Consider the following 24,197-nt stretch of genomic DNA (forward strand, 5'->3'; position numbering starts at 1 on the left):
CGCCTGGGCATCGCCTCTCCCTTCTCGATTCCAGCGTCACGTCTCTCCGGCCCCGCATCCACCGACCGGCGTGATTCGGTCTGGCTCACCGCGCCTCGGGGGCGGCCGTCGCCTCGGCCTCCATGTCCGACCCCGGGAACCCGATCGCCCCCAGGAAGAAGGCCGTCCACCGGACCCGTACGGTCACCGTCACGTCGGCCTGCCCCTGCCCGACGGCGCAGCTCCCCGAGGTCACCCCGGTGCCGCCGTGCGCGCCGATCACCTCGTCGGCCCGCCCGCACACCTCCGCCTCGCCCAGCAACCGCACCTGGCCGGTGGAACGCAGGTGCTCCACGTCGATCCGGTCCGCCCCGGCCCGCGCGGCCTGCTCGGCGACGTCGGCGGCGCGCAGCCGGGCGTTGATCGCCGCCCCGCCGTCCACGAGCAGCCCGGCGAGCAGGAACACCACCACCGAGAACAGCACCGTGAACACCGACATCGAGCCGCGCTCCCCGCCCCTCACTCGACCCTCCTGAACTGCTCCAGCGGCACCACCGACGTGCCGGTCATCCGCTGGCTCCCGCCGAAGCCGAGGAACGCCAGGTCGAGCTCGCACGTCACCTCGGCGACCACCTGCCCGCCCTCCTCCCACCGCGAGCCGTCGAGCGAGACGGCTGGACCGGTGCAGCCGTCGCGCAACGCCTGGGTGACGACCGCCTCGGCCGCCGACTCGGCCCCCTGGAGGGTGCGCTGCACCGAGGCGGCCCGGGCGGCGTCCCTGGCCGCGCCGTTCACCTCGCCCTGCGCCTCCACCAGCCGCCCCGCGCCCGCCAGGAACAGCAGGAACAGCAGGAAGATCGGCGCCAGCATCACGGTCTCGACGGCCATCGACCCACGCTCGCGCACCAGGGACCTCCGCCCCTGCGGGTTTCGCGGCACGGCCTCCTCCTTCAGCGGGTGTTCCGGACGACCTCGTACGGGCTGGACCCGGCGTGACGCACGGCCAGGCGGTCCCGGCCCACGGGAGCCCGCTTCCGTCCGTCGGGAGAGGGTCAACCGCAGTCATCTCCGCCGTCGTCGGGACGGAAGCACTCGATCGGACCGCCCGACGTGGCGGTGATCGTGAACGCCAGCTCCGGCAGCAGCGGGATGACCTGGACGGCACTGCCGGTCACGGTCACGTGGCGCTCGTCCGGCTGCCGTTCGGCCGTGGTCGCCTGCGCGCCGCTCAGCAGCCGCGGCCCGATCGCCGCCACCACCTCGCGAGCCTTCGCCTGCGCCTCGGCCTCCCACCCGCCGGAGTCGGCGGGCGCGGAACGGGCCACGCGGGCCCCCTCCCTGGCCGCCGCCTCCGCCACCTGCCGCCCGTGAAACCAGAGCGCGACCTGCACGATGAGCAGCACGACGGCGAGCACCACCGGCATCAGCAGCGCCAGCTCCACCACCGAAGCCCCCCGCTCCCGCCCACCGGACGCCACGCGCCGCCGCCACCTGGTGGGTGGGGCGGCGGGCCGGCGTCCGGGGGCGGGCGGGCCGGTCATGTGTCTCCTTCGCCGCCGCCGAAGGAGCCCTGGATCTCGCTCTGCTTGCTCTCGACCAGTTGCCTGATCAGAGTCGCCAGGCCGAGGGCGACCCCGGCGATGATCGCGGTGATGATGACCCACTCGACGGCGGAGGCGCCACGACTGGGGGCGGTGCGCGCCCGGTGGATCCGCACGCTGAGGAGCGCCACCAGATAGACGATCCACGGATGATTCTTCATTCAGGACCCCAACATCTTCATAGCGGCCGGAAAACTGAGAAAGATCACGAACCCCGCGCAGAGCAGGAGCTGGGCGACGAGCATCGACTGCGAGCGCTCCCCCGCCCGCCCTTCGATCTCCGCGAGCTCGCGGCGGCGCAGGGTGGCGGCGCGGGCCGTCAGGGAGGCGCGCACCTTGGCCCCGTCGTCGGCCACCAGTCCGAGGGCCGCCGACAGGTCGCGCAGCTCGTCGATGTTGATCTCTTCGCCGAGCTGGCCGAGCGCCTGCCACGGGGTGATGCCGACGATCCTGGCGCCGCTCAGCGCGTCGCGGATGCGGCCGATCGCCCAGTTGGGCTGCTCGCCGCTGACCGATACGGCCATCATGAGCGCCTCGGGGACGCCCCGGCCGCCGGCCAGGTTCATCGATACCAGGTCCAGGAACGCGCCGACGACGTGCCGGAAGTCGCGCCGCCGGGCCGCGGCGTCCCGCCGGATCTGCAGGTCGGGCAGGAAGAAGAAGACCACGGCCGCGATCAGCGCCACCCAGAACGGGATCGCCGGCGAGGCGCCCCAGCCCATCAGCACCAGCCAGCCGAACAGCACCGGGAACGCCAGCAGCCCGCTGACCGCCAGCAGCGCCTTGGTCGCCAGGAAGCCTTCGAACGAGCGCCCGACCAGCGCCAGGTCGGCCCTGATCGAGCGGACCTCCCAGCCGCGCGCCCCGTAGAGGCGGGCGAGCCGGACGCCGAGCCCCCGGCGGAAGGCGCTGACCTCCTCGTCGGGCAGCACGAGCTGGATGCGCGGCGACTCGGCGTCCTCGCGGACGGCGTCGAGCGCCAGCAGCCGCGCCACCAGCCCGGGCCGGGCCGGGAACAGCGCCCTCAGCAGCACGAACAGGCCCAGCCCCGCGACACCCCCGGCCAGCACGGTCTCAACCATGACCGCCCCCAGCCACCCCTCGGATCGGCAGCGCCTCAGGCATGGTCGCCTCCCATGAGCAGCCGCGTCGGCTTGTCGAACCTGGCCAGCCGCCGCATCCAGGCGAACCCGGCGCCGAACAGCCCGGCGACGACGACGAGCACCGCCTGGCCCAGGTAGCTGTCGTACTCGCCCACGTACGACGGGTTGAAGACCACCAGCAGGCCCGCGAAGACGAGCGCGGTGATCACCACGATCTGGACGCTGCGGCGGGTGGCGCGGCGTTCGGCCTCGACGCGGCGGCGCATGTCGAGCTCCTCGCGGGCGGAGACGGCGAGCGCGCCGAGCACGTCGCGCAGGCCGGGGCCGCGCAGCCGGGAGTTGAGGATGAGGGCCGCGACCACGAGGTCGGCCGACGGGTCGTCGAGCTCGTCGGCGAACAGGCCGAGCGCCTCGGGCAGCGCCATCCGGGTGTGCAGGCGGTCGACCAGCGCGCGCAGGTGGGGGCGGAGCGTCGGGGCGGCGGCCCTGATGGACGAGGGGATGGCCTGCTCCAGGCCCGCCGCGCCGGCGATGGTGTCGCGCAGCGACTCGGTCCAGGCGGCCAGGCCCTCCAGGCGGCGCATGGCGGCCCGCTCCTCGGCCGCGCCGCCGGACAGCCCGCGCCAGGCGAACACCAGCAGCACCGCGCCGACCGCGACGACCACCCAGCCGGTGACCACCATGACCAGCGCCGCGGCGATGGCGGCGACGGCCGCGCGGGTGGTCAGCACCTGGATCAGGCGGCGCCTGGGCTGCGAGGGCCTGGGCCGCATCCCGTACAGGGAGAGGAACAGCAGGAACAGGCCGCCGCCGGCGAGCGCGCCGGACAGGAGGGCGAGCGGGTCGAAGGTGAGCACGCGTCACCAGCCTCCCGGTTGGTAGCCGTGGGCGGCGAGCTCCTCCAGGCACGAGACGGGGGCGTGCGGGACGGCCGCCCCGTCCGGGCCGGGCACGAAGATCTCGCTGGACAGTACGCGTCCGTCGCAGCCGTTGACCTCGCGGATGCTGGAGACGTAGCGGCGCAGGCTGCCGCCGCGGTGGTAGTCGTTGCGCTTCTCGATGAAGACGACGAAGTCGATGGCGCCCGCGATGAGCATGTGGGTGGCGTCGATGGGCAGCCGTTCGCTGGCCTGGAGCGCGTAGGTGGCGATGCGGTTGAAGACCTCCATGCTGGAGTTGGCGTGGATGGTCGACAGGGAGCCGTCGTTGCCCTGCGTCATGGCGTTGAGCATGGTGACGATCTCGTCGCCGAGGACCTCGCCGACGATGACGCGGCTGGGGTTCATGCGGAGGGAGCGGCGGACGAGCTCGGCCATGCTGATCTCGCCCTGGCCCTCGGAGTTGGGCAGGCGCTGCTCGCAGGCGACGACGTTCGGATGGAGGTCGGGGAACTGGTCGAGGCCGAGCTCCAGGGCGCGTTCGACGGTGACGAGGCGTTCGGCGGGCGGGATCTCGTTGGCGAGGGCGCGCAGGAGCGTCGTCTTTCCGGCATTGGTCGAACCGGCGATCATGATGTTCTTACGGGCACGCACCGCCGCAGTCAGAAAACGGCCTACTTCTGGGCTTATGGTGTTATTTCCGACCAAATCCGAAAGAAAGACTTTGCCCAAACGCGCACGGCGGATCGACACCGCCGGCCGTACTGTCACGTCCATCACCGCGCTCAACCGGGACCCGTCGGGCAGGCGCAGGTCGAGCTGCGGGTTGGCGGTGTCGAACGGGCGGCTCGACAGGCCCGAATAGGCGGCCAGGATCTGGATGAGCTCGATCAGCTCCTCGTCCGACTCGGCCACCGGCTCGTGCGCGATCTCCTGGCCGTCGGCATAACCGACGAAGACCTTGTCGCAGCCGTTGATGTCGATGTTCTCGACCTCGGGGTCGTCGAGCAGCGGCTGCAGGCGGCCCACGCCGAACAGCGCGGCGTGGATGCCGGCCGCCAGGCCCTCCTCCTCCTCGACCGTGGGCGGGGTGCGGCCGAGGCCGATCTCGCTGCGCGCGTGCTCCTCCAGCACCTGCGAGATCAGCGCCCTGGCGAACTGGCGCTCGTCCTCGCCGGTCATCGCCGGCAGGCCGTTGGCCTGGTCGAGCCTGCGCTGGTGGGCGAGCCGGTCGCCGACCTCCTGACGGAACCTCTTGACGAGGGCGTGGTCGATCATCGGCTCACCAGCCGTCCGGCGAGATCGCGGGCCGTGCGGACGAGCAGCGAGCGGTCGAGCCTGCCGCCCCACTGGCCGCGCAGCAGCTCGGCGCCCTTCGGGTCGTACGCCAGGCCGTGGACGAAGCCGACGTACGGGCCCACGATCCGGCGTACGTCGTCGATGGAGGAACGGTAGCTGCGCGGGTCGGCGATCACCACGACGCCGTGCGCCTTGCTGATCGACAGGCGTTCGCGCAGGTGGGCGACGTGGTCGAGGGTGGCTCTGGTGAGCAGCACGACCTGGTCGGCCTCCGCCAGCAGGTCGCCGAGCTGCGGGTGCGCGCCCAGCCGGCCGCAGTCGGCGATCACGTCGGCGTTGGGGATCGCGGCCAGTGTCCGGCCCAGCGGTCCCCACAGCCAGGTGAGACCGGCGGCCTGCTCGCCGTGGGTGATGCCGACCAGCACGTCGAGCCCTCCGATGATCTTCTGCGTGTGGGCGTGGATCTGCGCGGGCTCCAGGCCGCGCCGGGCCGTCGCGCCCAGCGTGAGCAGGCCGCGGCCCGGGTTGAGCACGCCCCCGTCGGCGGCGGGCAGCCGATAGGCCAGGTCACCGCCGGCCGGGTCGCACTCGGCGAGCAGCACGGGACGGGGCCACACCGCGGCCAGGGCCGTGGCCGCGGTGGTCACCCCCGGCGCGCCCTTGTCGGCGGCCAGCACGATCAGCGCCACGTCAGCGTGCCCCCGGCAACTCGGCGACCGCGATCTGGCCGGTGGAGGCGTACTGGAGGACCGCCGGCGAGACCCCGGTCTCGACGATCACCGTGACGCCGCCCTTCTCGCCCACGTTCTGGACCAGCGCGTTCTGTGCCAGGACCCGGGCCTCGCCCTCGTCGCCCGGCACGTGGACGACCTGGACCCGGTCGCCCTTCTCCAGGCCCTGCGGCATCTGACCGGGCTTGAGCGCCAGGCCGACCAGGGCCTTGCCGGGGCCGAGCTCGTCGCTGGCCTCCATGCCCATGTCGCTGGTCAGCAGCGTGCCGGGCAGGATCGTGACGGCCGCGAAGGACTCGAGCACCTTCTGCCGTTGCGACCAGCTCACGTACGCGATGCCGGTGTCGGCGATCTGGACCTCCTCAAGGGCCTGCGGGGTGAACCGCTGGCCGGCGCCTATCTGTTGCACGACCCTGATCGCCGACACCCGGTCGCCGCTGCGCAGCACGAGCAGCGTCGTGGCGAGCGCTCCGCCCAGGATGAGGAGCAGGGCGAGAGCCGCCAGCGCGGGCTTGCGCTCGCGAGGAGGCACCGGAAGCTTGCGCGAGGCCGGGCCCGACAACCCGGCCGCGTTGACGGCGGGTTTTTCACTGGTCCTCATGCGGCTCCCATGATGATTTGAGGGAATTCACGCCATTATGTGCAGCCCTTGGTCAAGGGCGTGGGTGGAATGCGAGGAACCATGCTTGATTCGCAGGGGGCGTTGTGTCAACTCCGGGTAATCGATGCTTATTGTTTCTAGCGAGTTGACGGTGGCTGCTTTTTATGGATAAGAGTCACCTGAGTAACATGCGGCACATTATTCACATGATTTTTGGGATTTATCCCCTAATGGTTGGGCATGTCGGGGGTGATTCGGTCGGGATCTTCCGCGCATATTCGGGCATCTTTCTCCGCCGGCCGCCGCGCAGGTGTTTTCCCTGGTCATCCACAGGTTCCGTGCGTCCCTTCGGGGTTTTCCACAGAACCGCGTTCCATGCCATTGCCGTCAACCTGCGGGCCTAGCCTCGCTGCGGGCGCTACGTTGGCGCCGAGGTCCGACCGAGGAGACGGCAACCATGCGGATCATGCTCACCGTGCTCGGCGAGCAGGGCGACCGTGACGTCGTGATCGACGGCGACGACGACACCACCGTGGCCGGAGTGAGCGAGGCGCTCGCCGATCACCAGCCGCTCGCCCAGGTGGTCCGGCTGCCCCGTGCCCGGGCTCCCTACGGCATGTCATCGGCCGGGCCTCCCAGCCCCGTCGCCCGCGTGCCCTCCCAACGCCGCCGTCCTCCGGACCCAGGACCGCCCGGCCTCGACGGGCCCGCCGGTCCGCCCTTCGGCGACGGGTCCGCCCCGGGCAACGGGTCCGAGGGCCGCCACCGTCCCTCCGGGCCCGGGCCGTCCTCTTCGGGTGGCCCGCCGTTCGGCGCTCCCCTAGCGCCCGGCGACGGGCCTGCGGGGCGTCGCTCGGGTCGCGGCGGGTCCGGGTGGCGGCCATCCGGCTCCGGCGGCGGCTCCGGGTGGCGGCCGTCCGACTCCGGCGGCGGCATCGGTCAGGGGCGGTGGGCCGCTTCGGACGATCACGGCGACGCTCAGGGGCTCACCGGCCAGGGCGACGACTGGGCGTCACCAGACCGCGAGCGTCCCGCCGGAGGCCCCGGGCGGGGCCGCCACGGCTCCCCGGCCCCCGGCACGCCCCACCCCGAGGACGGCGTCACCTGGGACGTCCGCGCCTCCCCGCCCCCCAGCGTCCACGGCGCCGCCCGGAGCTGGAACGACCGTCCGCATGGCCAGGCCCTCACCCTGTGGCGCAACGGCCGCCCGCTCGACCCGCGCGCCCCCGCCAAGGCGGTGCTGCACGACGGCGACAAGGTCACCCTCGACCCCCTCCTCGCCCGCGCCACGATCGTCGAGGAGCCGGGTGGCGTGGCGGAGGTGCGCGTGGTGGGCGGCCCGGCCGCCGGCGCGGTGCACCGCCTGGGACTCGGCGTCCACGTCATCGGCTCCGATCCCATGTGCGCGATCACGGTGGCCGACCCGGCGCTGGCCCCCGAGTCGGTGACGATCCGCGTCACCCCCGACGCCATCACCGCGGAGCGCGCGCCCCGCGCCACTCCCGGCCAGGCGCCGCGCCTCAAGCTCAAGGGCCGCTGGGCCGACGAGGTCGCCGAGCTCACCGCCCGGGTCGCCGAACGCGAGGCGGCCGAGCTCGCCGCCGAATCGTTCGACGACTCCCCCGAGCTGGCCTCCCGTCCGCTCACCGACGCCGTCGAGTGGCCGGAGGACGCGCTGCTGTCGTGCGGCTCGTCGCTGTTCACGCTGACCGCCATCGAGCCCCGCGACGCCCATCTCACCCCCCGGCTCGAAGGCGGCGTGGCCTACAACCGGCCGCCCCGCCTGACCCGTCCCGAGCTCCGCCGTACGTTCAAGCGCCCGAAGGAGCCGTCGCGCACCGAGGGCATGCGCCTGCAGTTGCTGGCCGCGTTCCTCCCGATGGTCATCGGCCTGACGCTGGCCTACGTGCTCAAGCAGTGGTATTTCCTGCTGTTCGCCCTGATGACCCCGGTCATCATGGTCGGCCAGTGGTGGAGCGACCGCCGCCACGGCAAGAAGCAGCACCGCCAGGCGATCAAGGAGTACAAGGAGCGCCTGGACGCCTACGACGAGGCCGTCGAGCGGGCCAGAGCCGAGGACGAGCTGCTGCGCAGGTCCGACGCCCCCGATCCGGCTCAGGTGCTGCTCACCGCCATCGGCCCCCGGCGGCGGCTGTGGGAGCGCCGCGTCCACGACGACGACGCGCTCCGGCTCAGGGTCGGCCTCGCCGACCTCCCGGCCAACCTCGACCTCGCCGAGAAGCAGGGCGGCCCGATCGAGCCGCCGATCTGCCGCGCGGTGCCGGTGGCGCTGGCCATGCGGCGGCTCGGCGTCGCCGGGGTCACCGGCCCCCGCGACACAGCCACCGGCCTGGCCGGATGGCTCATCGGCCAGGCCGCCACCCTGCACAGCCCGCGCGACCTGGCCATCGTGATCATCTCCGCGCATGCCGACGGCGAGCGCCGCTGGGGCTGGGCGCGCTGGCTGCCCCACTGCGCGCCGCGCGGCGGCGAGGACTGCGTGGCGCTGATCGGCGCCGACCCCGAGTCCGCCGCCCACCGCGTCAGCGAGCTGGCCGCGCTCATCGACGAACGCCAGAACACCGCCATCCCGGAGCTCGGCAAGATCCCCACCGGCTGGGACGACCTGGGCGGCCCGGAGCCCCCGGCCTTCTCCACCTACGACGTGCGCCCGTACGACGTGCTGGTCGTCCTCGACGGCGCGCAGGCCCTGCGCGGCCTGCCCAGCATGCCGCAGGTCCTGCGCCAGGGCCCCCGGGCGGGCGTCTACACGCTGGCCCTCGACGACGACGAGCGGCTGCTGCCGGAGGAGTGCGCCACGGTCGCCGCGTGCGCTCCGGACGGCCGCGTGCACCTGCGCGGCGGCGGCCTCGACGTGATCGGCCCCGTCCTGGCCGACCGGGTCTCACCCTCCTGGTGCGACCGCCTGGCCAGGGCGCTGGCGCCGATCCGCGACGTGAGCAGGGAAGACGGCGCCGCCCAGCTCCCGCAGTCCGTACGCCTGCTCGACCTGCTCGGCCTGCGCGCCCCCACCGGCCGCGAGGTGAGCAGCCGCTGGCTCGACCAGGGCACCACCCGCGCGCTGATCGGCACCGGCCCCGACGGCCCGTTCGCGATCGACCTCAGCCTCGACGGCCCGCACGGCCTCGTCGCGGGCACCACCGGCGCGGGCAAGTCGGAGCTCCTGCAGTCCCTCATCTGCTCGCTGGCCGTCTCCAACCGCCCCGACCAGCTGACGTTCGTGCTCATCGACTACAAGGGCGGCGCCGCGTTCAAGGAGTGCACCCGGCTGCCCCACACGGTCGGCATGGTCAGCGACCTCGACGGCCACCTCACCCAGCGGGCACTGGAGTCGCTCGGCGCCGAGATCCGCCGCCGCGAGCGCCTGCTCCTCGCCGCCGGGGCCAAGGACATCGAGGACTACACCGGCCATCCGCTGCCCCGGCTGGTGCTCATCATCGACGAGTTCGCGGCCCTGGTGTCGGAGTTGCCCGACTTCGTCACGGGATTGGTTGACATCGCGCGCAGAGGGCGTTCGCTGGGCATCCACCTGATCCTGGCCACGCAGCGCCCGGCCGGTGTGGTCACGGCCGACATCCAGGCCAACACCTCCCTCCGCATCGCCCTGCGCGTCACGGAGCCCGCGGAGTCGTCCGACGTGATCGACCTGCCGGACGCGGCCCACATCTCCAAGTCCACCCCCGGCCGCTGCTACGTGAAGTCCGGCGCGGGCCCCGCCACGGCCGTCCAGACGGCCCGCGTAGGCGGCCGCGCCCCCGAGCCTCTCCCCGCCCCCTCACCCGGCCCGCACACCGGCGTGCCGGGCCCTCCCGTGCATCCCGGCCTCACCGGCCCCACCTGGGCGCCGCAGCGCACCCCGGCCCGCGTCAGGGTCGTGGACATCGACTGGCGCTCCCTGGGCCGCGCCCTGCCCGCGCCTCCGCAGCCGACGGAGGAGTCGGCGGTCACGGACCTGTCGATCCTGGCCGACGCCATGATCGAGGCCGCCCGCCTGGCAGGCGTGCCGGAGCAGCCCCGCCCCTGGCTGGAGCCCCTCCCCGCCCAGATCGTCCTCACCCTGCCGACCGGCGGCCCCCACCTGGCCCCGGTTCCCGACCTCCCGTCCGCGCAGCCCGACTCCCCCCATGGGCCGGGCGAGTCTCCCGCCGCCGCGCTCGACGGCCAGGCCGCCGTGCCCGGTGCCGAAGCCGCCCTCCCTGCCCCGTCCCCGAACGTGCGGCCACCGGGCAACGGTCCTGCACGCGGAATGCCGTACGGCACCGCCACCCCGCCGAACGGGACCACGAACGACGACCCGGCCACGGCCTACCCAGCGACCGGCCCGACCGGCGGCATCCCGTCCAGCGCGGCCACACCTGTGGGAGCGCCCGGCGGGACCCCGTCGAACGGGTCAGCCGACGCTCCCCCGGTCACCTTCGTGGAGCCGTACGGGTCCCGCTCGCCGGGCAGCCTGCCGGCCGGTGAGGTCGAGCCGCTGCCCTTCGGCATGACGGACCGCCCCTGGGTACAGGACCGATGCCCGCTCACGCTCGACCTGGCGCACGGCGGCCACCTCCTCATCGCGGGCGCACCGCGCAGCGGCAGATCAACGGCCCTGCGCACCATCGCGGGCGCCATCGCCGCCTACACCCTCCCGTCGGACGTCCACGTCCACGCCGTCGACTGCGGCTCCGGCGCCCTGCTCCCCCTGGTCGCGATGCCACACTGCGGCGCCGTCGTCACCCGTGACCAACTGGACCGGGTCGAGCGCCTGCTCACGCGCCTGCGTACGGAGGTCGGCCGCCGCCAGCAGCTCCTCGCCGAGGCGGGCCACGCCTCGCTGGCCGAATACCGGCAAGCCGGACATCGGCTGCCGTGGCTGGTGCTCATGCTGGACCGCTGGGAGGGCTACGTCGCGGCGTTCGAGAACTACGACTACGGCCGCCTCCTCGAATCCCTCCTCCAGCTTCTCCGCGAGGGCCCGGCGGTGGGCCTGCGCGGCGTGGTCACCGGTGACCGCTCGTCCCTGCTCGGCCAGGTGTCGACGGTCTTCGACGACCGTCTTCTCCTGCGCCTCTCCGACCCCTCCGACTACGGCCTGGCGGGTTTCCCCCTGAAGGGCCTGCCCTCGTCCATGCCTCCCGGCCGAGCCCTGTCCATGGGCGAACACGGCATCGTCGAGCACCAGATCGCCCTCCTCACCCCCGACCCAGCGGGCCCCGCCCAGGTGGCCACCCTCCAGTCCCTCGCCCGCTCCACCCCCATCCCGGCCGCCGATTCGGTCATGGGCTCCCCCTTCGGCACCTCGCCGCCACCCGATCGGTACGCGACCCCGGACCTCACCCTCCAGCCCGGCCTCGGCACACCAGCGCATCCCTCAGCCGACCCCGGCCTCGGCACGTCGCCGCACCCTGCGGCTCAGAGCGACGCCCCCGCGCCCACCCACTCCCCGGACCAGTACGACCCCGACGAGGCTCCGCGTTCCACAGGCCGGCCCGCGGCTTCGTACGACGGCGCTTCGGCGCACGGTGGCGCATCGGCGCACGACGGGGCTTCGGTGCACGGGGGCGCATCCGCGCACGACGGGGCTTCGGCGCGTGGGGGCACTTCCTCATCCGGGCTGCCCTCGCCGAGGCGGTCGGACGGTTCGCGGCGTTCCAGTCCGGCTCACATGCGCGGCGGGCCGGCGGGGCCGGGAGCGTGGCATTGGGAAGGTGAGCCGCCGCTGCGGGTGGACGCCCTGCCGTTGCGCATCACCGCCGGCCAGGCGTTGGCGCTGGATCCGGCGTTCAGCCCGCCGTCGCCGCTCTGGGCGCTGATGGGAGCGGGCGGTGACGCGCTCGCGCCCCTGGGTCTCGACCTGATGGCGTACGGGCCGGCGGCGGTGATCGCCGGACCCGCGCGGTCAGGGCGATCGTCCGTCCTGGTGACGGCGGCTCAGTCGCTGATCCGTGCGGGGACGCCGGTGATCGCCGTCGCGCCGAGGCGCAGCCCTCTGCGCGACCTCGACGCCGCCGTGGCCATCCTGGACGGCAACGCCACCGACCTTCAGGAACTGGTCGCCGATCTGCGCCACTACGTCCTCCTGGTCGACGATGCCGAGCTGATCAACCCGGACAGCCCGCTGGGCACTGCCCTGGAGGACCAGCTCCGGTCAGGCAGGGACGGGGACCACGGTCTCCTCATCGCGGGCACCACCAGTGACCTGACCGTGGCCTATCGCGGTTTCGCCGCCGAAGCTCGCAAGGGGCGGACCGGTCTTCTTCTGTCGGTGCAGAGCCAGGCCGACGGCGACCTGTTCACGATCCGCCTGCCTCGTGGCGTATCGGGCGGCCCGCCGGGGCGCGGGCTTCTCGTCACAACCGGCACCATCACCCCCATCCAGGCCGCGGTCCCGGACGGGGCGTAGGTTGCGGCGGGTCCCTGCCGTCGGGGCTCCGCTTCGGCGCGGTCAGCTTGGGCTGAGGCCGCTTGCTGGCCAGCCGTGGCAGCGCGCCCGTTGCCGCCACGTTGGCAGCCGCCGGGTCGGGGCTCACCCCGTTGGCGGCGTGGTGGAGGCCCACCCCGTTGACAGCGTGGTGGAGGCCCGTCCACTGACAGGGCGTCGGTCAAGGGGCCGGGGTCGCTGGCAGCGCGCACGGGAAGCTCGGCCAATGGCAGCGTCCCGCCAGAAAGCCACACCCGGTGGCAGGGCGTCCAGTGACAGCGTGTCCGGCGGCGGGGCCCGTGGCAGGGGGCCGTGGCGGGGCGCGAGGCGGAAGCCCAAGGCAGAGGCAGGGGCCGTGGCAGGACCCCAGGCGGAGGCCCAAGGCGAAGGCCCGAGGCGGAAGCCCGAGGCGGCAGCCCGAGGCAGAGGTCCGAGGCGGAGGCCGGGCGGTGGGGAGGGTGGGGGTTACTGGTCGGGGGGTTGGTGGAGGCGTTGGAAGTTAGTGAGGCTGTCGCGGTAGTAGGCGAGGTCGTCCGCCAGGGCCTCGTACGTGAAGCGTTCGGGGTTGTCCTCGTACGCCGCTCTGCCCATGTCGGTCCAGAACGCCTCCGGCGGGGGCGGGGTGCCGTCGGAGCGGACGAACTTGAGCGCCTCGGCGACGGCGTCGGCGGCGAAGCGCCAGTCGGCGACGACGTCGTGGTAACGCTCGTCGACGGTGGTGTCGGCGGAGTAGAGGAGGCCGCCTTCCAGGGCACGGTCCGCGTACGTGGCGGCGATGAGGACCCATTGGCCCAGGTCGATCAGCTCGGAGAGGCCCAGGCCGAAGGTGGCGTCCTCGAGGCGGGCCTCTTCTTCCGAGACGAAGGGGACGACGATCTCGGCGTCGCCCGCGCGGACGAGCCAGTCGTCGTCCTGCTCGGTGACGGCGCGTTCGGCTCCGGGGCTGGTGATGTCGAGGTAGACGTACGCCTCAACCAGGGAGCGGGCGTAGTCAGGCATGCTGGGCCGCCAGGTCGCGGTAGGTGTCGCGGACGATGAGGAGGCGGTCGAGGTGGAAGCGGCCGGGTTCGGCGGCGCGCATCTCCAGGCCGCGCTCGGACCAGAACGCGTCGTCGGGCACCTCGTCCTGGCCGGGCGGGACGAACTTGATGGCCTCGCCGACGGCGGCGGCCGCGATGGACAGGGCGCGGTGGGCTTCGGCCCGGTCGTCGGCGGGCACGTGGCCGGCCGTGAGGTCGGCGACCCAGAGCCATTCGCCGGCGTCGAGGAGTTCGGAGGGCTCGGCGGCGCCGAACGTCGGATAGCCGTCGGGCGGGATCGGGCGTTCCGGCAGGCCGAAGAGGAACTCGCGGCTCGTGCCGCACTCGCCGCAGTCGCCGGCGTAGCGGCTGACCAGCGTGCCGTCGACCGTGGTCAGGCCGCTGTCCCAGGTGGTTTCCGCAGAACCGCACGTCTCGCACGGGTGCAGGTCGAGGTAGAGGTGCGCCTCGTCCCTGGTGCGTGCCACCGCGAATGCCATTGCCGTCCTTTCGTCCCGCGGGTCCCGCTCCCGGAGGTCTCGGTCCCGGGAGTCTCGGTCCCGGGGGTCCCGGTCCCGGGGGTCCCGATCCCGGGGGTCCCGATCCCGGGGGTCCCGATCCCGGGGGTCCCGATCCCGGAGGTCCCGGTCCCGGAGGTCCCGGTCCCGGAAGTCCCGATCCCGGAAGTCCCGGTCCCGGAAGTCCCGGTCCCGGAGGTCCCGGGGTCCCATCATGCCGTCGCCACGGGGGTGGGGGCACACTGGCACGGCTCGTCGTCGCGGCAGTCGCATTCCTCCCAGTCCGGGTACCAGCCGGTGACGTTCGTGAGCTTGCGGTAGGGGCGCCACTTCTCGCTGCGGTGGCGTTTGGGCGTGTCCTTCATGAGGGCGATCAGCTCGGCGGCGAGGCTGGGCGGGATCGCGTAGCTGATGTCGGCGCGCGCGGCGAGAGTGAGCAGGGTGTCGATGCGGGCCGAGCGCTCGGCGGGGATGGAGGTGCGGACCTGGCGTGCGGCTTCGGCAAGCTGGGCGACGGCCTGGAAGTGGGCGGCCATCCGGGGGTCGCCGGCCGCCCGGGCCGCCGCCCCGGCCGCGATGGCTGCCGCGGCGCGCTCGCTGACGTCCACCGTGGCGTACGGGTCGAGCTCGATGACCACGGGGTTGCTCGACGTGTCCCCGGAGGTCCGGGAGCCGTTCGTACCGACTCCGGGGGCCTGGGAGCCGTTCGTACCGACTCCGGGGGCTTGGGTGCCGTTCGCGGAGGCTCCTGAGGCCCGGGTGCCGTTCGGGGAGGCTGCGGGGCCTCGGGTGCCGTTGGGGGTGGGGGCGCCGGGGATGCGGGGGGTTGGGGTCGCGGGGCGGATCTGGAGGTCGGTCGGGGGGCGGCCGGGGATCTCCAGGGTGATCCGGCCGTCGCCGTGGTGGCGGGCGCGGGCGCCGGCGATCGCCGCGCCTCGTTCGACCGCGCGGACGACGGCCGTCAGCGGAAGCGTCGCCAGGCTGACGGGGGCGGGGGCGGGTGCGGTGGTGGCGCCCCAGTTGAGGAGGCTCGCTATCCGGCTGCGGGGTTGGGGGGCGCCGGCCCAGGGCGCCGGGGGCGGGGTGTGGCCGCGGCGGGTGAGGTCGGCGGCGACGGCGTCGATCGCCTGGGCGAGGCGGTCTCGGGTCGGCGTGTCGGTGGCGGCGTGCCACTTGCGGGACAGGTGGGCGTGCTCGTTGAGGCGCGGCGTCAGGCAGTGGTCGACGACCGGCTCGCCACGAGAGGAGAGGGCGGCGAGGAAGGAGCGGACGACGCCCTGGGGCCGGCCGGCGGCGCGGGCGGCGCCGTCCTGGGCGAGGTGGGTGATCTCGTGCACCAGGACGGACGACACGACGTCCGGGTGGAGGCGCGGGGCGAGGACCATGACGTGCGCTTCGTCGGCGGTGGTGCCGGTGCGGAGGTGCGTACGGCCGGTCAGGCCCTGGCCGGGGTCGCCGACGGTCACGCGCACGTGGTGGACGGCGCCGGACGGCAGTTCGACCTGGAGCGTGTCGCCGGACCAGGTGAGGCTGCGGACGGCGCCGCCGAAGTCGGTCAGCGACACGTTCTGGGCCTGGATCTCGGTCAGGGAGAGGTCCTCGGTCCCGTCGGGCCGGGCGGCGGCGTCGAGGGGTGTGGCGGGGAGCTCGGGCGAGGTCACAGAGGTGCCGGGGCCGGACGAGGGTGAGGTGGCGGAGCCGCCGCCGGGCGTGCCGGCCGCGGCGGCCGGGTTCTCCGCGGCGGCTGCCTTGTAGGGGTAGACGGGCTTGGGCTCGGCGGGGCGGTTGTGCCCGTTGTTCTCCAGGGCCTTGAGCACCTGGTCGGTGAACGTGCCCGGGTCCTGCGAGGTGTCGAAGACGGCGCGCAGGTCGAGGCCGGTGCTCTCGGCCAGGGTGAGCACGTCGGGGGGCAGGGTGGCGAACGCCTCGGCGAACCCGCCGTCGAAGGTCTCGCTGCGTACGGAGCCGTCGGGGTGGGCGTAGTAGCGGCGCGGGACCCCGTTCTCGGTCACGGTGACGACGGCGACCGCGCCGCGGTCGCGCGCTTCCAGGCGGGCGTCGGTGAGCTGCGGGATCAGCCCCTGGCGGGTGCCCGTGGCGCGGAACGTCTCGCGGACGGAGGACGGCGGGGCGACGCGGATGCCCGCCTCCATGCGCGCCCGCATCTCGTTGATCTCCTCGCCGAAGAGGGTCACGAAGATCTCGCCGCCGGTGGCGTGCCGCATGGTGACGGCGTCGCCGATGGGGGTGGGCGGGCCGCCGGGCAGGCGGCGTACGTGCTGGAAGGTGAGGTCGTAGTCGACGCGGAGGCGGACGGTGTAGAGCTCCCCGTTGCGGAACTCGCTGCGTTCGACGCGGCCGCCGCTGGTTTCGGTGACGCTTTCCGCGGACTGCTCGCCCAGGGACGCGCCGAGGCCGATCCCCGCCTCGGGGATCATGCCGCCGTTGGCGCCTCCGCTCATGGGGGCGAAGCGGCCGCGGCCCACGGTCACGCTCATGCTGGTCGCCTCGCGGTCGACCTCGCCCTTCTCGCCCGTGAACGGGCCGCTGTAGACCTGCATGTCGGAGGTGTGCGCCTCGATGGTCACGTCGACGCCCTGGTTGCGGGCGCCCTGCCGCCCCAGGGGCACGACGACCTCGCCGCCGGGCCTGGACATGCGCTCGAACACGCTGATCAGCGCGTCCACGGACAGGCGGCTGGTCAGTTCGCCCATGCGCGCGGCCACGGTGGCGCGGCCGACCATCTTCTCCAGTTGGCCGCTGACGACCTCCAGCAGCGTCGGCTTGCCGGCGTCGGTGAACAGCGACTCCGGGAAGTACCCGCGGGGCAGTTCGGCGCGGCGGGGGTCGATGACCGGCGGGGCCTCCGTCACGTTCGCGTCGGCGGGCCGGATCATGCCGGTGGGGATGCGGCGCACCACGACCGCCTTGTACGTGCGCCGCACCTCGCGGGTCTTGCGGCTGACGGCGCCGCTCGCCTTCTGGGCGACCGAGCGGACCTTGCCGCCGGGCAGCGGTCTCCGTTCGATCTCGACGACGAGGTCCATCTCCTGCCGCACCCGGTCGAGGCCGCGGAACAGGGAGATGCGCTGGAGCCGCACGATCTGCCGGGTGCGCGTCCCGCCGAAGGATTGCGTGAGGTCGGTCGAGGCGCTGACGCCGCCGGTGTCGGTCTCCTCTTTGCCGCTGAAGTCGGCGCCGAAGGCGTGGGAGCCGTTGAACCCTTCGGACTCGGTGACGTCGGTGTAGCGGTAGAACTGCTTGATGGCGCCGGCGGCGTCGGTGTGGCCGATCAGCTCGGCGCGGTCGGCGCCGTGCTTGGGCACCATCCGCACCCTGACCGTGACCTCCTCGGCGACCCCGCTGGCCAGGTCGCCGAGCGCGTTGTAGGTCTTGCTGTAACCGTTCCGGCTCCACATGTCGTTGACGCGGATCTCGGTGCGGGTGCGGGCGAAGTCGACCGCCACTTCCCTGCGCAGGGTGGGGGCGGCCTTCAGCACCTCGGGCGCGACCTCTTCGAGCATGTTGAGGACTTCGTCGCGGAGCTGTACGCGTTTGCCGCTCTTGTCCTTGGCGGTGAGGGACTCCATGAGGCTGAGTCCCATCCCGTTCTGGTACGGCCGGGCCAGCACGACTTCGCGGCTCTGCTGGATGAGGTCCCTGGCTCGCGACAGCAGGCGGGCGAGCTGCTTGTGCATGGGCATGCGCCGCTCACGCTGCGGCGTGCTCTGGTTCTGCGCGGACTGGCGCCCGCTGGGCCCGCTCTGCGCCGTCTGCCCCTTGCCCTTGCGCCGCTGCTTGGCCGGCTGCTGCGGTTCGACGACCTTCCTGAGCGCCGTGAGGAGGGCGTGCGGGGTGTGCTGTTCGGCCAGGCCGAGGTCCTCCCCGGCGGCGCGGGCGTCGGCCAGGGCCTTGGTGTAGCGCGTGAGGAGCGCGGTGGCGAGGGTCCGGTCCAGGGTGAGGCTGCCGTTGATGAACCGCTCGACCGCGTCGGCCACGAGGTGCAGCGGCAGGTCGAGGTCGTCGTCGGAGTACAGGAGCAGGGCGTCGTACTCGGGGATCGTCAGCAGGGCGGCGCCGCGGCTGTGGGCCGGGCGGGCGGCCCTGGGCGTGACCCCGTCGGGGACGGTCTCGTTGCCGGTGTACGTGAAGCCGACGTCGGCGCGGATGACGTAGTGCCGGCCGGTCTCGATCGTGAGTTCCTCGGTGCCCCAGATGTCGAGCTGCGAGATCGAGGTGGACGTCGACTTGGAGACGGAGGGGAGCGACAGCTTGCCGCCGTCGTTGGTGGTGCCGCCGTCGTCGTGGTCGGTCCCGCTCGCGGACAGGCTCGTGTTCCGGCTCACGGACCCGCCGTAGCTGACGCCCGCGCTGCCCATGCCGAACTTGATGTCGCCGCTGACGTGGTCGACGACGCCGACCACCTCGGCGGCGCCGTACTCGCCCTTCACGGACAGGGAGGAGCGGGTGGTGGTGCCGCGGGTGCGGATGCCGGTTTCGCTGCCGTACGCGTCGTCCTCCCACTCGCGGTGCCCGGCGAGGTTGCGCATGTTGACCAGGCCCGCGAAGTGGTGGAAGGCGGGCGAGTCGCTGCGCATGGCCCTCGGCAGCACCTCCCGGGCGGCGGCCAGCGCGTTTCCGGGATCGAGGTGCAGCATCTTGGTCCGCGCCAGCACCTTGGCGGACAGCTTGCCCACCGGCGCCTGCTTCGGGTTCTTCGCGGGCATGAGGTCGGCGGCGATGACGAGCTTGGCCTCGCCCTTGCGGGAGGAGATCCGCTCGCGCTTGCCGTTGTGCTCCAGCTCGACGATCACGCGGTGCCGCATGGTGTACACGCCGACGATGTCGCCGCTCTCGCCCAGCGTCACGATGTTCTGCGTGCCGCCGTGGCTGGAGCCGACGTTCCGGTTGTATCCACGGCTGTAGCTGCCGTTGACCTCGTGGCCGAAGCCGTTCTGGCCCTCCCCGGGCGCGTCGCTCTCGGCGAGCCCGACCTTGCCGGGGTACGTCCTGGACCGGGTGAAGCCGCGCCCGGAGGTGTCGGAGCCGATGTCGAGGTAGACCACCGCCTCCGCGTCGGTGTAGCCGATGTAGGTGAAGTCCTTGAAGTCCTGCTTGAGCTGGATGTGCACGGTGTAGTGCTCGGAGGTGCGGTTGGGGCGGTGCCGTACCAGGTCGAAGTGCAGGCCGTCCTGCGCCGCCTGGTCGTAGCCGGCCTGCATGCGCCGGGCCGACAGCTGGGTGAGGACCTCGCGCAGGTTGTGGATCTGGCTCGCGAGCTCCAGCTCGTTGTCCGAGAACACGAACTCGCCGTTCACGATCTTCGGCACCACGCCGCGCTCGCCGAGGTCGCTCAGGACGTCCTGGGCGACCTCGTCCATCCCGAGGACCTCCTGAACGAGGGCCGGGCCGGCGCCGCGGAGCTGGCCGGGCTGGTCGCCCATCGTGGGGGGCAGCCCGGCCGTGCGGCCTTCGGGCACCTCGGGGATGGGGTCGCCGCGCAGCACCGGGATGCCGTCGGCCCCGATCACCACCTTGCCGTCCTTGCGGAGGAGCGCGCCCTCGTCGACGGGCAGGCCGAACCGGTAGGCGGCCGACTCCTGCATGGCGACCAGCGCGGTGCTGTCGACGTCCGGGAGGGTGACGGGGGCCTGGCCGGGGCGCTCGACGGTGATCGAGTGGACCAGCATGAGCTTGTACGACTGCCGCGGGCCCTTCTTGCGGTGCACGCTCGGGTGGATGGCCTGCTGGTTGGCGGTCGACGAGTGGGAGTGCGAGGCCGATCTTCCGGTTTCGGCCTTGGGGTTGATGGAAGGCTCGAACTCGCCCAGGGGCCCCAGGACGTCGAGGTCCTCAAGCCGGTGGATCTTGAGCTTGGCTGAGGCACTGAGGCCGGTGGAGCCGCCCGCCGACGCCCCGCCGGGGACGTTGGCGAAGTCGATGAGCACCTCCTCCTCCCACTCGTCCGAGCTGGGCTGGCCCACCAGCGGGCTGTCAGGGACCTGGACGATCCTGGTGTCGACCCTGATGCGCACGTCGGTGCGTCCGCCGACGGTGAGGGGCCGCCTGAACCCGCCGTTGACCGCCTCGCGCAGCGCCATCGGCAGCTCGTCGACGAGGGTCGTGCGCAGGTTGTGGTGCGCGATGGAGCCGACCGTGGCGTAGTCGCCGCCGAGGTGGTCGGCGACCATGTCGAGGGCGCCTTCGAGACCGGTCATGCCGGTGACGGTGACGTTCGGGAGCTGGGGGTCGCGCTTGTCTGGATCGATCCTGGTGACGTTCCGGGGCGGCGGCTCGACGTGCGGGTGCGTGAACCACACCCGCTGGCCGGCGGCGTCGGCGGGAGCGCCGGAGCTCACGGTGACACGGCCCTCCCAGGTGCGCGAGCCGGGCACGCGGATCTCCGCCGTCCAGGTGGCCGTGCCCTCGTACAGCATCGACTCGCTGCGGTTGTCGACGACGGAGCCCGACTGGAAGGCGGGGCCGGCGCCGCCGGTGACGCTCGTGCTGCGGCCGGCGTTGACGCCGAATCCCGCACCGAGGAACTGGTTGGCCATCTGCAGGAACGAGTCCTCGGGCAGCATCGGCGTCAGGATGCCGGTGTCGAAGTTCGGCGCCAGGCCGCCGCTGTTGGCCGCGGTGCCGTTGACCGTCCGGCCGCCCAGGACGAACATGCCGACCATGATCTCCGAGGCGATCACGGACGGCTCGAACACCTCGACGAGGTCGCCGAGCGTGAGCTTGAGCCGCACCTCGGCCGCGTCCTTGCCGACACCGGGCCGCAGCACGAGGCCGTCCTCGCTCAGCACCTTGTGGAAGTTCTGCCGGATCGCGGTCTCGAGCTCGTTGATGGTGTAGCGGTGGCTGACGCCCTTGCCCTCCAGCAGCTCGTTGACCGCCTCGGTGAGCTTGGTCAGGTGGGCGATCCGGGACGTGGGCATCGCGGTGGTCCGGCTGACGGCGGCCGGCTGGGCGGCGGCGCGGGCGACCAGGTAGGCCCGGTGGGCCTGCCTGGCCTTCGCCAGGTTCTCCTGGCTGGGATCCACCCGCAGCGTCCGGTACGCGCGCTCGGCCGCCTGGGCGGCGGTCCGCGTCCTCTCGTAACGCTCGGCCATCCGCAGGTGCCTGGCCTCCTTGGCCCGGTGGCCCTGCGCCTCGGCCAGGGCCTTGCGCACGCGCACCTGCTTGCCCTGGTCGCGCTGCTTACGGGCCTTCTTCGCCGCCTCGGCGGACTCCTTGGCCTTGTTCCGCGCCTCCTGGGCGGTCTTCTTCTTGGACGCGACCTGCTGCGTCAGGTTGTCCTCCGCCTGGTGGAAGAAGTCGACCAGGCGGCGGATCTCCAGGAGGTCGGGGGTGCCGTCGGGGACGCCGGGCACGCGCGGCGGCTGCTCGGCCGGGGTGGGCGTGAAGGGCAGCGGGGGCGCGGCGTGGCCGCGCGTGGCCAGGTCGGCCATCACCCCGTCGATGTCGGCGACGAGCCTCCGCTGCTCTCGGGAGTTGGTGGCCTGCTGCCACTGCTCGACGAGGTAGCCGAGCTCGTTCATCCGGGCGGCCACGCACAGGTCCTGCGTCTCGCGCATCCTGCCGCGTGACAGCATCCGGCGCACCACCCCCTGCTTCTCCGGAGCATGCAGGTGGTGCAGGGTGTCGGTGATCTCGTGCAGCATGGTGCGCGCCACCTGGTCGGCGGCCATGCCTCGGGCGAGGTGGACGACGTGCGCCTCGGCGCTGCTGGTTCCGGCGTTGACCTCGGTGCGGCCCATGAGGGACGCGTCGAGGCGGCCGATCACCGTGCGGAAGTGGTGGATGCCCTGGCGGGTGCGCACGAGCAGCGTGGAGCCGTCGGCGGACCAGCTCCAGCCCGTGACGCCCTCGGTGCGGAAGTGGTGGGGGCGCAGCGCGTCCACGCCCGCCTTCACCTCGGCGTCGGTCAGCGTGGTGCCGTCCGTGCGGCCGTCCGGGACGAAGCGGGTGCCGGGCAGGGCGCGCGAGGTGACGGTGCCGGGCTTGCTCCGGGTGGGGCGTGCCGCCTGGGGCCCGTCCTCGTTCGTACGGGCTTGCGGGGCGGTGTCGATGCTGGGCCTGCTCGCGGCCTGGACCAGGAGCAGGGTCGCGTCCATGCGCAGGCGGGCCTGGTCGACGCCCTGCGCGGCGCGCTCCTCCAGGGCGGTCCGCACGGCGTTCACCGTGGAGGCGGGGATCACCAGCTCGCTGTCGTCCCTGCTGAGGACCAGGTCGCCGCCTCGGGTGGCGAGCATGCTGGGGAAGCTCGTCTCGGCCGCGTCCAGCAGGGCGGTGTGCGCGCCGGTGACGTGCGCGGGCGCGTTGGCGGGGGCCGGAATCGCGTCCTTGACCGGCACCCGCTCCTCGGCGGCGGGCGCCGCCTCCGGGGTGGAGGCGAGGTCCGGGGCGGGGGCCTCGTCGGGAGTGGGCGCCGCGTCGGGAGCGGGGGCTTCGTCTGGGGCGGGGGCCGCGTCAGGGGCGGGGGTCGTGTCGTCGGTGGACGCCGGAGCCGCAGCGGAGTTGGTCGAGGTGGTGGGCGCCGGGGCCGCGTTCGCGGCGGGCTCCTGCTGCCGCTCCTCCTCCCGGTCCTCGTCGGGGGCGGGCTGCGAGGAGCGGGTACGGGAGTCGGCGTCGGGCGTGGCGGGCCCGCGGCGGCCCGCCGCGTTGTCGTCCTGCGAGCGGTTGGTCCGCGTGTCGGTGTCGGAGCCGGAGGAGCGGGCGCCGTCCGAGGCGGACGACCCGGCCGGGGCGCCGCCCCGCGTGGTGGTGGAGTTCGGCGCTGAGGGCGCGGGCCCGGCCGGGGCGGGGCCGGCGGGGCCGTTGGCGGGCCCGTTGGACGACGTGGTGTTGCTGCCGGGGTCGCCCCCGGGCGGGGTGCCGCCGGAGCGGGCCGCGTCGGAGCGGGCGGCGGCGTCCTGCGCGGACGCCAGGGCGCTGGTCGGGTGGGTCAGGGCGGACAGGACGTCCGGGTTGAACGGGCTGATGGTGCCGGTGCGGCCGACGCCGCCGAGGAACCCGCCCATCATCGCCTCGGCGGTGAACGGGTTCTCCATCCGCCCGTAGACGGCGGCGTTGGCGACGAAGCTGCCGAGCGGCGAGGCGATCATGTTGTTGAGGCCGGTGTTGAGCGCCCTCCCGGCGAAGCCGCCCACGCGCCGGGTGACGCGGGAGAGGGGCCCGGCGACCTTCGTGCCGATCCACGCGCCGGCTCCGGCGCCGATCAGCGAGGCCTTGAACCGCGCCCAGTCGAAGAACTTGCGGGTGCCCTTGTCGATCTGGATCCGCTGGGTGAACCAGTCGATGAAGCCCTCTTCGCCCATCTCCTCGGTGAGCTCGCGGCCGAGGGGGCTGGCCAGCAGCCGGGCGAGCACGATCTTGCCGGTGGCCCCGCTGAGCGTCGTGACCCGGCCGAGCTGTCCGGCGGCGGCCTTGCGCCCGCCGACGGCGGCCAGGCGGGCCAGGATGCGGCTGACGGCCGCGCGGCAGGCCGCCGAGTACGGCCCGATCAGCCGGGCGCCGGACCCGGCGGTGAAGAACGAGACGTAGACCGCGATGGCGATGGCGACGACCGTGATCCAGAAGGCGACGTTGATTGAGATCTTGGAGTACTGGGTCTCGACAGCGAAGTCGCTCGCGTGGGAGGCGTGGCCGCAGCAGTTCTTGTGCACGCCGGCCAGCCCGGCGCTCTCGCCGTACAGGAACTTGGCCCGGTTGACGAACTCGGCGGTCGGCGGCGCGTACATGCCGTCGACGATGGTGCGCGCGGCGGTGCCGGCGGCGACGGCGTGCTTGTCGGTGCCCTCGGCCAGCTTCTCGTACGCGACGGCCAGCGCCGACATGCCCTTCTCGCTGGCCCTCGGCCACATCTGGCCGGCCGACAGCATGGGCAGCAGGAAGTAGTTCAGCCAATCGGGGAAGACCTCGGTCTCCCACACGGGCTCGGTGTCCCGGTCGATCCGCACCGCGATGTGCTGGGCGGGCAGGCCGCTGGGCCCCTGGACGTGGACGTTGCCACCAGTCGTCACGGATGTTCCCGTT

The 24,197-nt window shown here is 73.3% G+C and carries 13 protein-coding genes; 1 reads left to right on the top strand and 12 read right to left on the bottom strand.

Going from position 1 to position 24,197, the window contains the following annotated elements:
* Positions 1-85 precede the first annotated feature (85 nt).
* From ACBI99_RS12130 to ACBI99_RS12170, 9 genes are all read right to left on the bottom strand, one after another.
* The gene (locus ACBI99_RS12130; protein WP_308125591.1) at positions 86-502 is read right to left on the bottom strand and encodes a flp pilus-assembly TadE/G-like family protein; all 417 of its coding nucleotides are present in this window, start codon (positions 500-502) and stop codon (positions 86-88) included.
* Positions 499-918 (bottom strand): TadE/TadG family type IV pilus assembly protein, encoded by a 420-nt coding sequence (locus tag ACBI99_RS12135; RefSeq protein ID WP_375072316.1) that lies wholly within the window; start codon positions 916-918, stop codon positions 499-501. The genes ACBI99_RS12130 and ACBI99_RS12135 overlap by 4 nt, the downstream gene beginning before the upstream one ends.
* 113 nt (positions 919-1,031) lie before the next feature.
* Complete coding sequence (locus tag ACBI99_RS12140) at positions 1,032-1,520, bottom strand: TadE/TadG family type IV pilus assembly protein (RefSeq protein WP_357584114.1); 489 nt, start codon at positions 1,518-1,520, stop codon at positions 1,032-1,034.
* Positions 1,517-1,741, bottom strand: coding sequence for a hypothetical protein (locus tag ACBI99_RS12145; protein ID WP_219499822.1), 225 nt, complete (start codon positions 1,739-1,741; stop codon positions 1,517-1,519). Before ACBI99_RS12145 ends, ACBI99_RS12140 begins: the two co-directional genes overlap by 4 nt.
* A complete protein-coding gene (locus ACBI99_RS12150; protein ID WP_219499824.1) occupies positions 1,742-2,662 on the bottom strand; it encodes a type II secretion system protein in 921 nt (306 codons plus the stop codon).
* 35 nt (positions 2,663-2,697) lie between these two features.
* A complete protein-coding gene (locus ACBI99_RS12155) occupies positions 2,698-3,540 on the bottom strand; it encodes a type II secretion system F family protein (protein WP_219499826.1) in 843 nt (280 codons plus the stop codon).
* A gap of 3 nt (positions 3,541-3,543) precedes the next feature.
* A complete protein-coding gene (locus tag ACBI99_RS12160) occupies positions 3,544-4,839 on the bottom strand; it encodes an ATPase, T2SS/T4P/T4SS family (RefSeq protein WP_357584118.1) in 1,296 nt (431 codons plus the stop codon).
* Complete coding sequence (locus ACBI99_RS12165; RefSeq protein ID WP_219499830.1) at positions 4,836-5,549, bottom strand: hypothetical protein; 714 nt, start codon at positions 5,547-5,549, stop codon at positions 4,836-4,838. Before ACBI99_RS12165 ends, ACBI99_RS12160 begins: the two co-directional genes overlap by 4 nt.
* A 1-nt stretch (position 5,550) precedes the next feature.
* On the bottom strand, positions 5,551-6,192 hold the full coding sequence (locus ACBI99_RS12170) for a hypothetical protein (protein ID WP_219499832.1): 642 nt from the start codon (positions 6,190-6,192) through the stop codon (positions 5,551-5,553).
* Positions 6,193-6,649: 457 nt separating this feature from the next.
* Here ACBI99_RS12170 and ACBI99_RS12175 point away from each other — a divergent pair, with 457 nt between their 5' ends.
* A complete protein-coding gene (locus ACBI99_RS12175; protein ID WP_375072317.1) occupies positions 6,650-12,601 on the top strand; it encodes an FtsK/SpoIIIE domain-containing protein in 5,952 nt (1,983 codons plus the stop codon).
* Positions 12,602-13,084: 483 nt separating this feature from the next.
* On the opposite strand, the gene ACBI99_RS12180 is transcribed toward ACBI99_RS12175, so the two are convergent.
* From ACBI99_RS12180 to ACBI99_RS12190, 3 genes are all read right to left on the bottom strand, one after another.
* The gene (locus tag ACBI99_RS12180; RefSeq protein ID WP_364173228.1) at positions 13,085-13,618 is read right to left on the bottom strand and encodes a hypothetical protein; all 534 of its coding nucleotides are present in this window, start codon (positions 13,616-13,618) and stop codon (positions 13,085-13,087) included.
* Positions 13,611-14,138 (bottom strand): hypothetical protein, encoded by a 528-nt coding sequence (locus ACBI99_RS12185; protein ID WP_219499835.1) that lies wholly within the window; start codon positions 14,136-14,138, stop codon positions 13,611-13,613. Before ACBI99_RS12185 ends, ACBI99_RS12180 begins: the two co-directional genes overlap by 8 nt.
* Positions 14,139-14,368: 230 nt before the next feature.
* Positions 14,369-24,184, bottom strand: coding sequence for a hypothetical protein (locus ACBI99_RS12190; RefSeq protein ID WP_375072318.1), 9,816 nt, complete (start codon positions 24,182-24,184; stop codon positions 14,369-14,371).
* Positions 24,185-24,197 lie beyond the last annotated feature (13 nt).

The sequence above is a fragment of the Nonomuraea sp. ATR24 genome (assembly GCF_041950485.1).
GTDB classification, from domain to species: Bacteria; Actinomycetota; Actinomycetes; order Streptosporangiales; family Streptosporangiaceae; genus Nonomuraea; species Nonomuraea ceibae.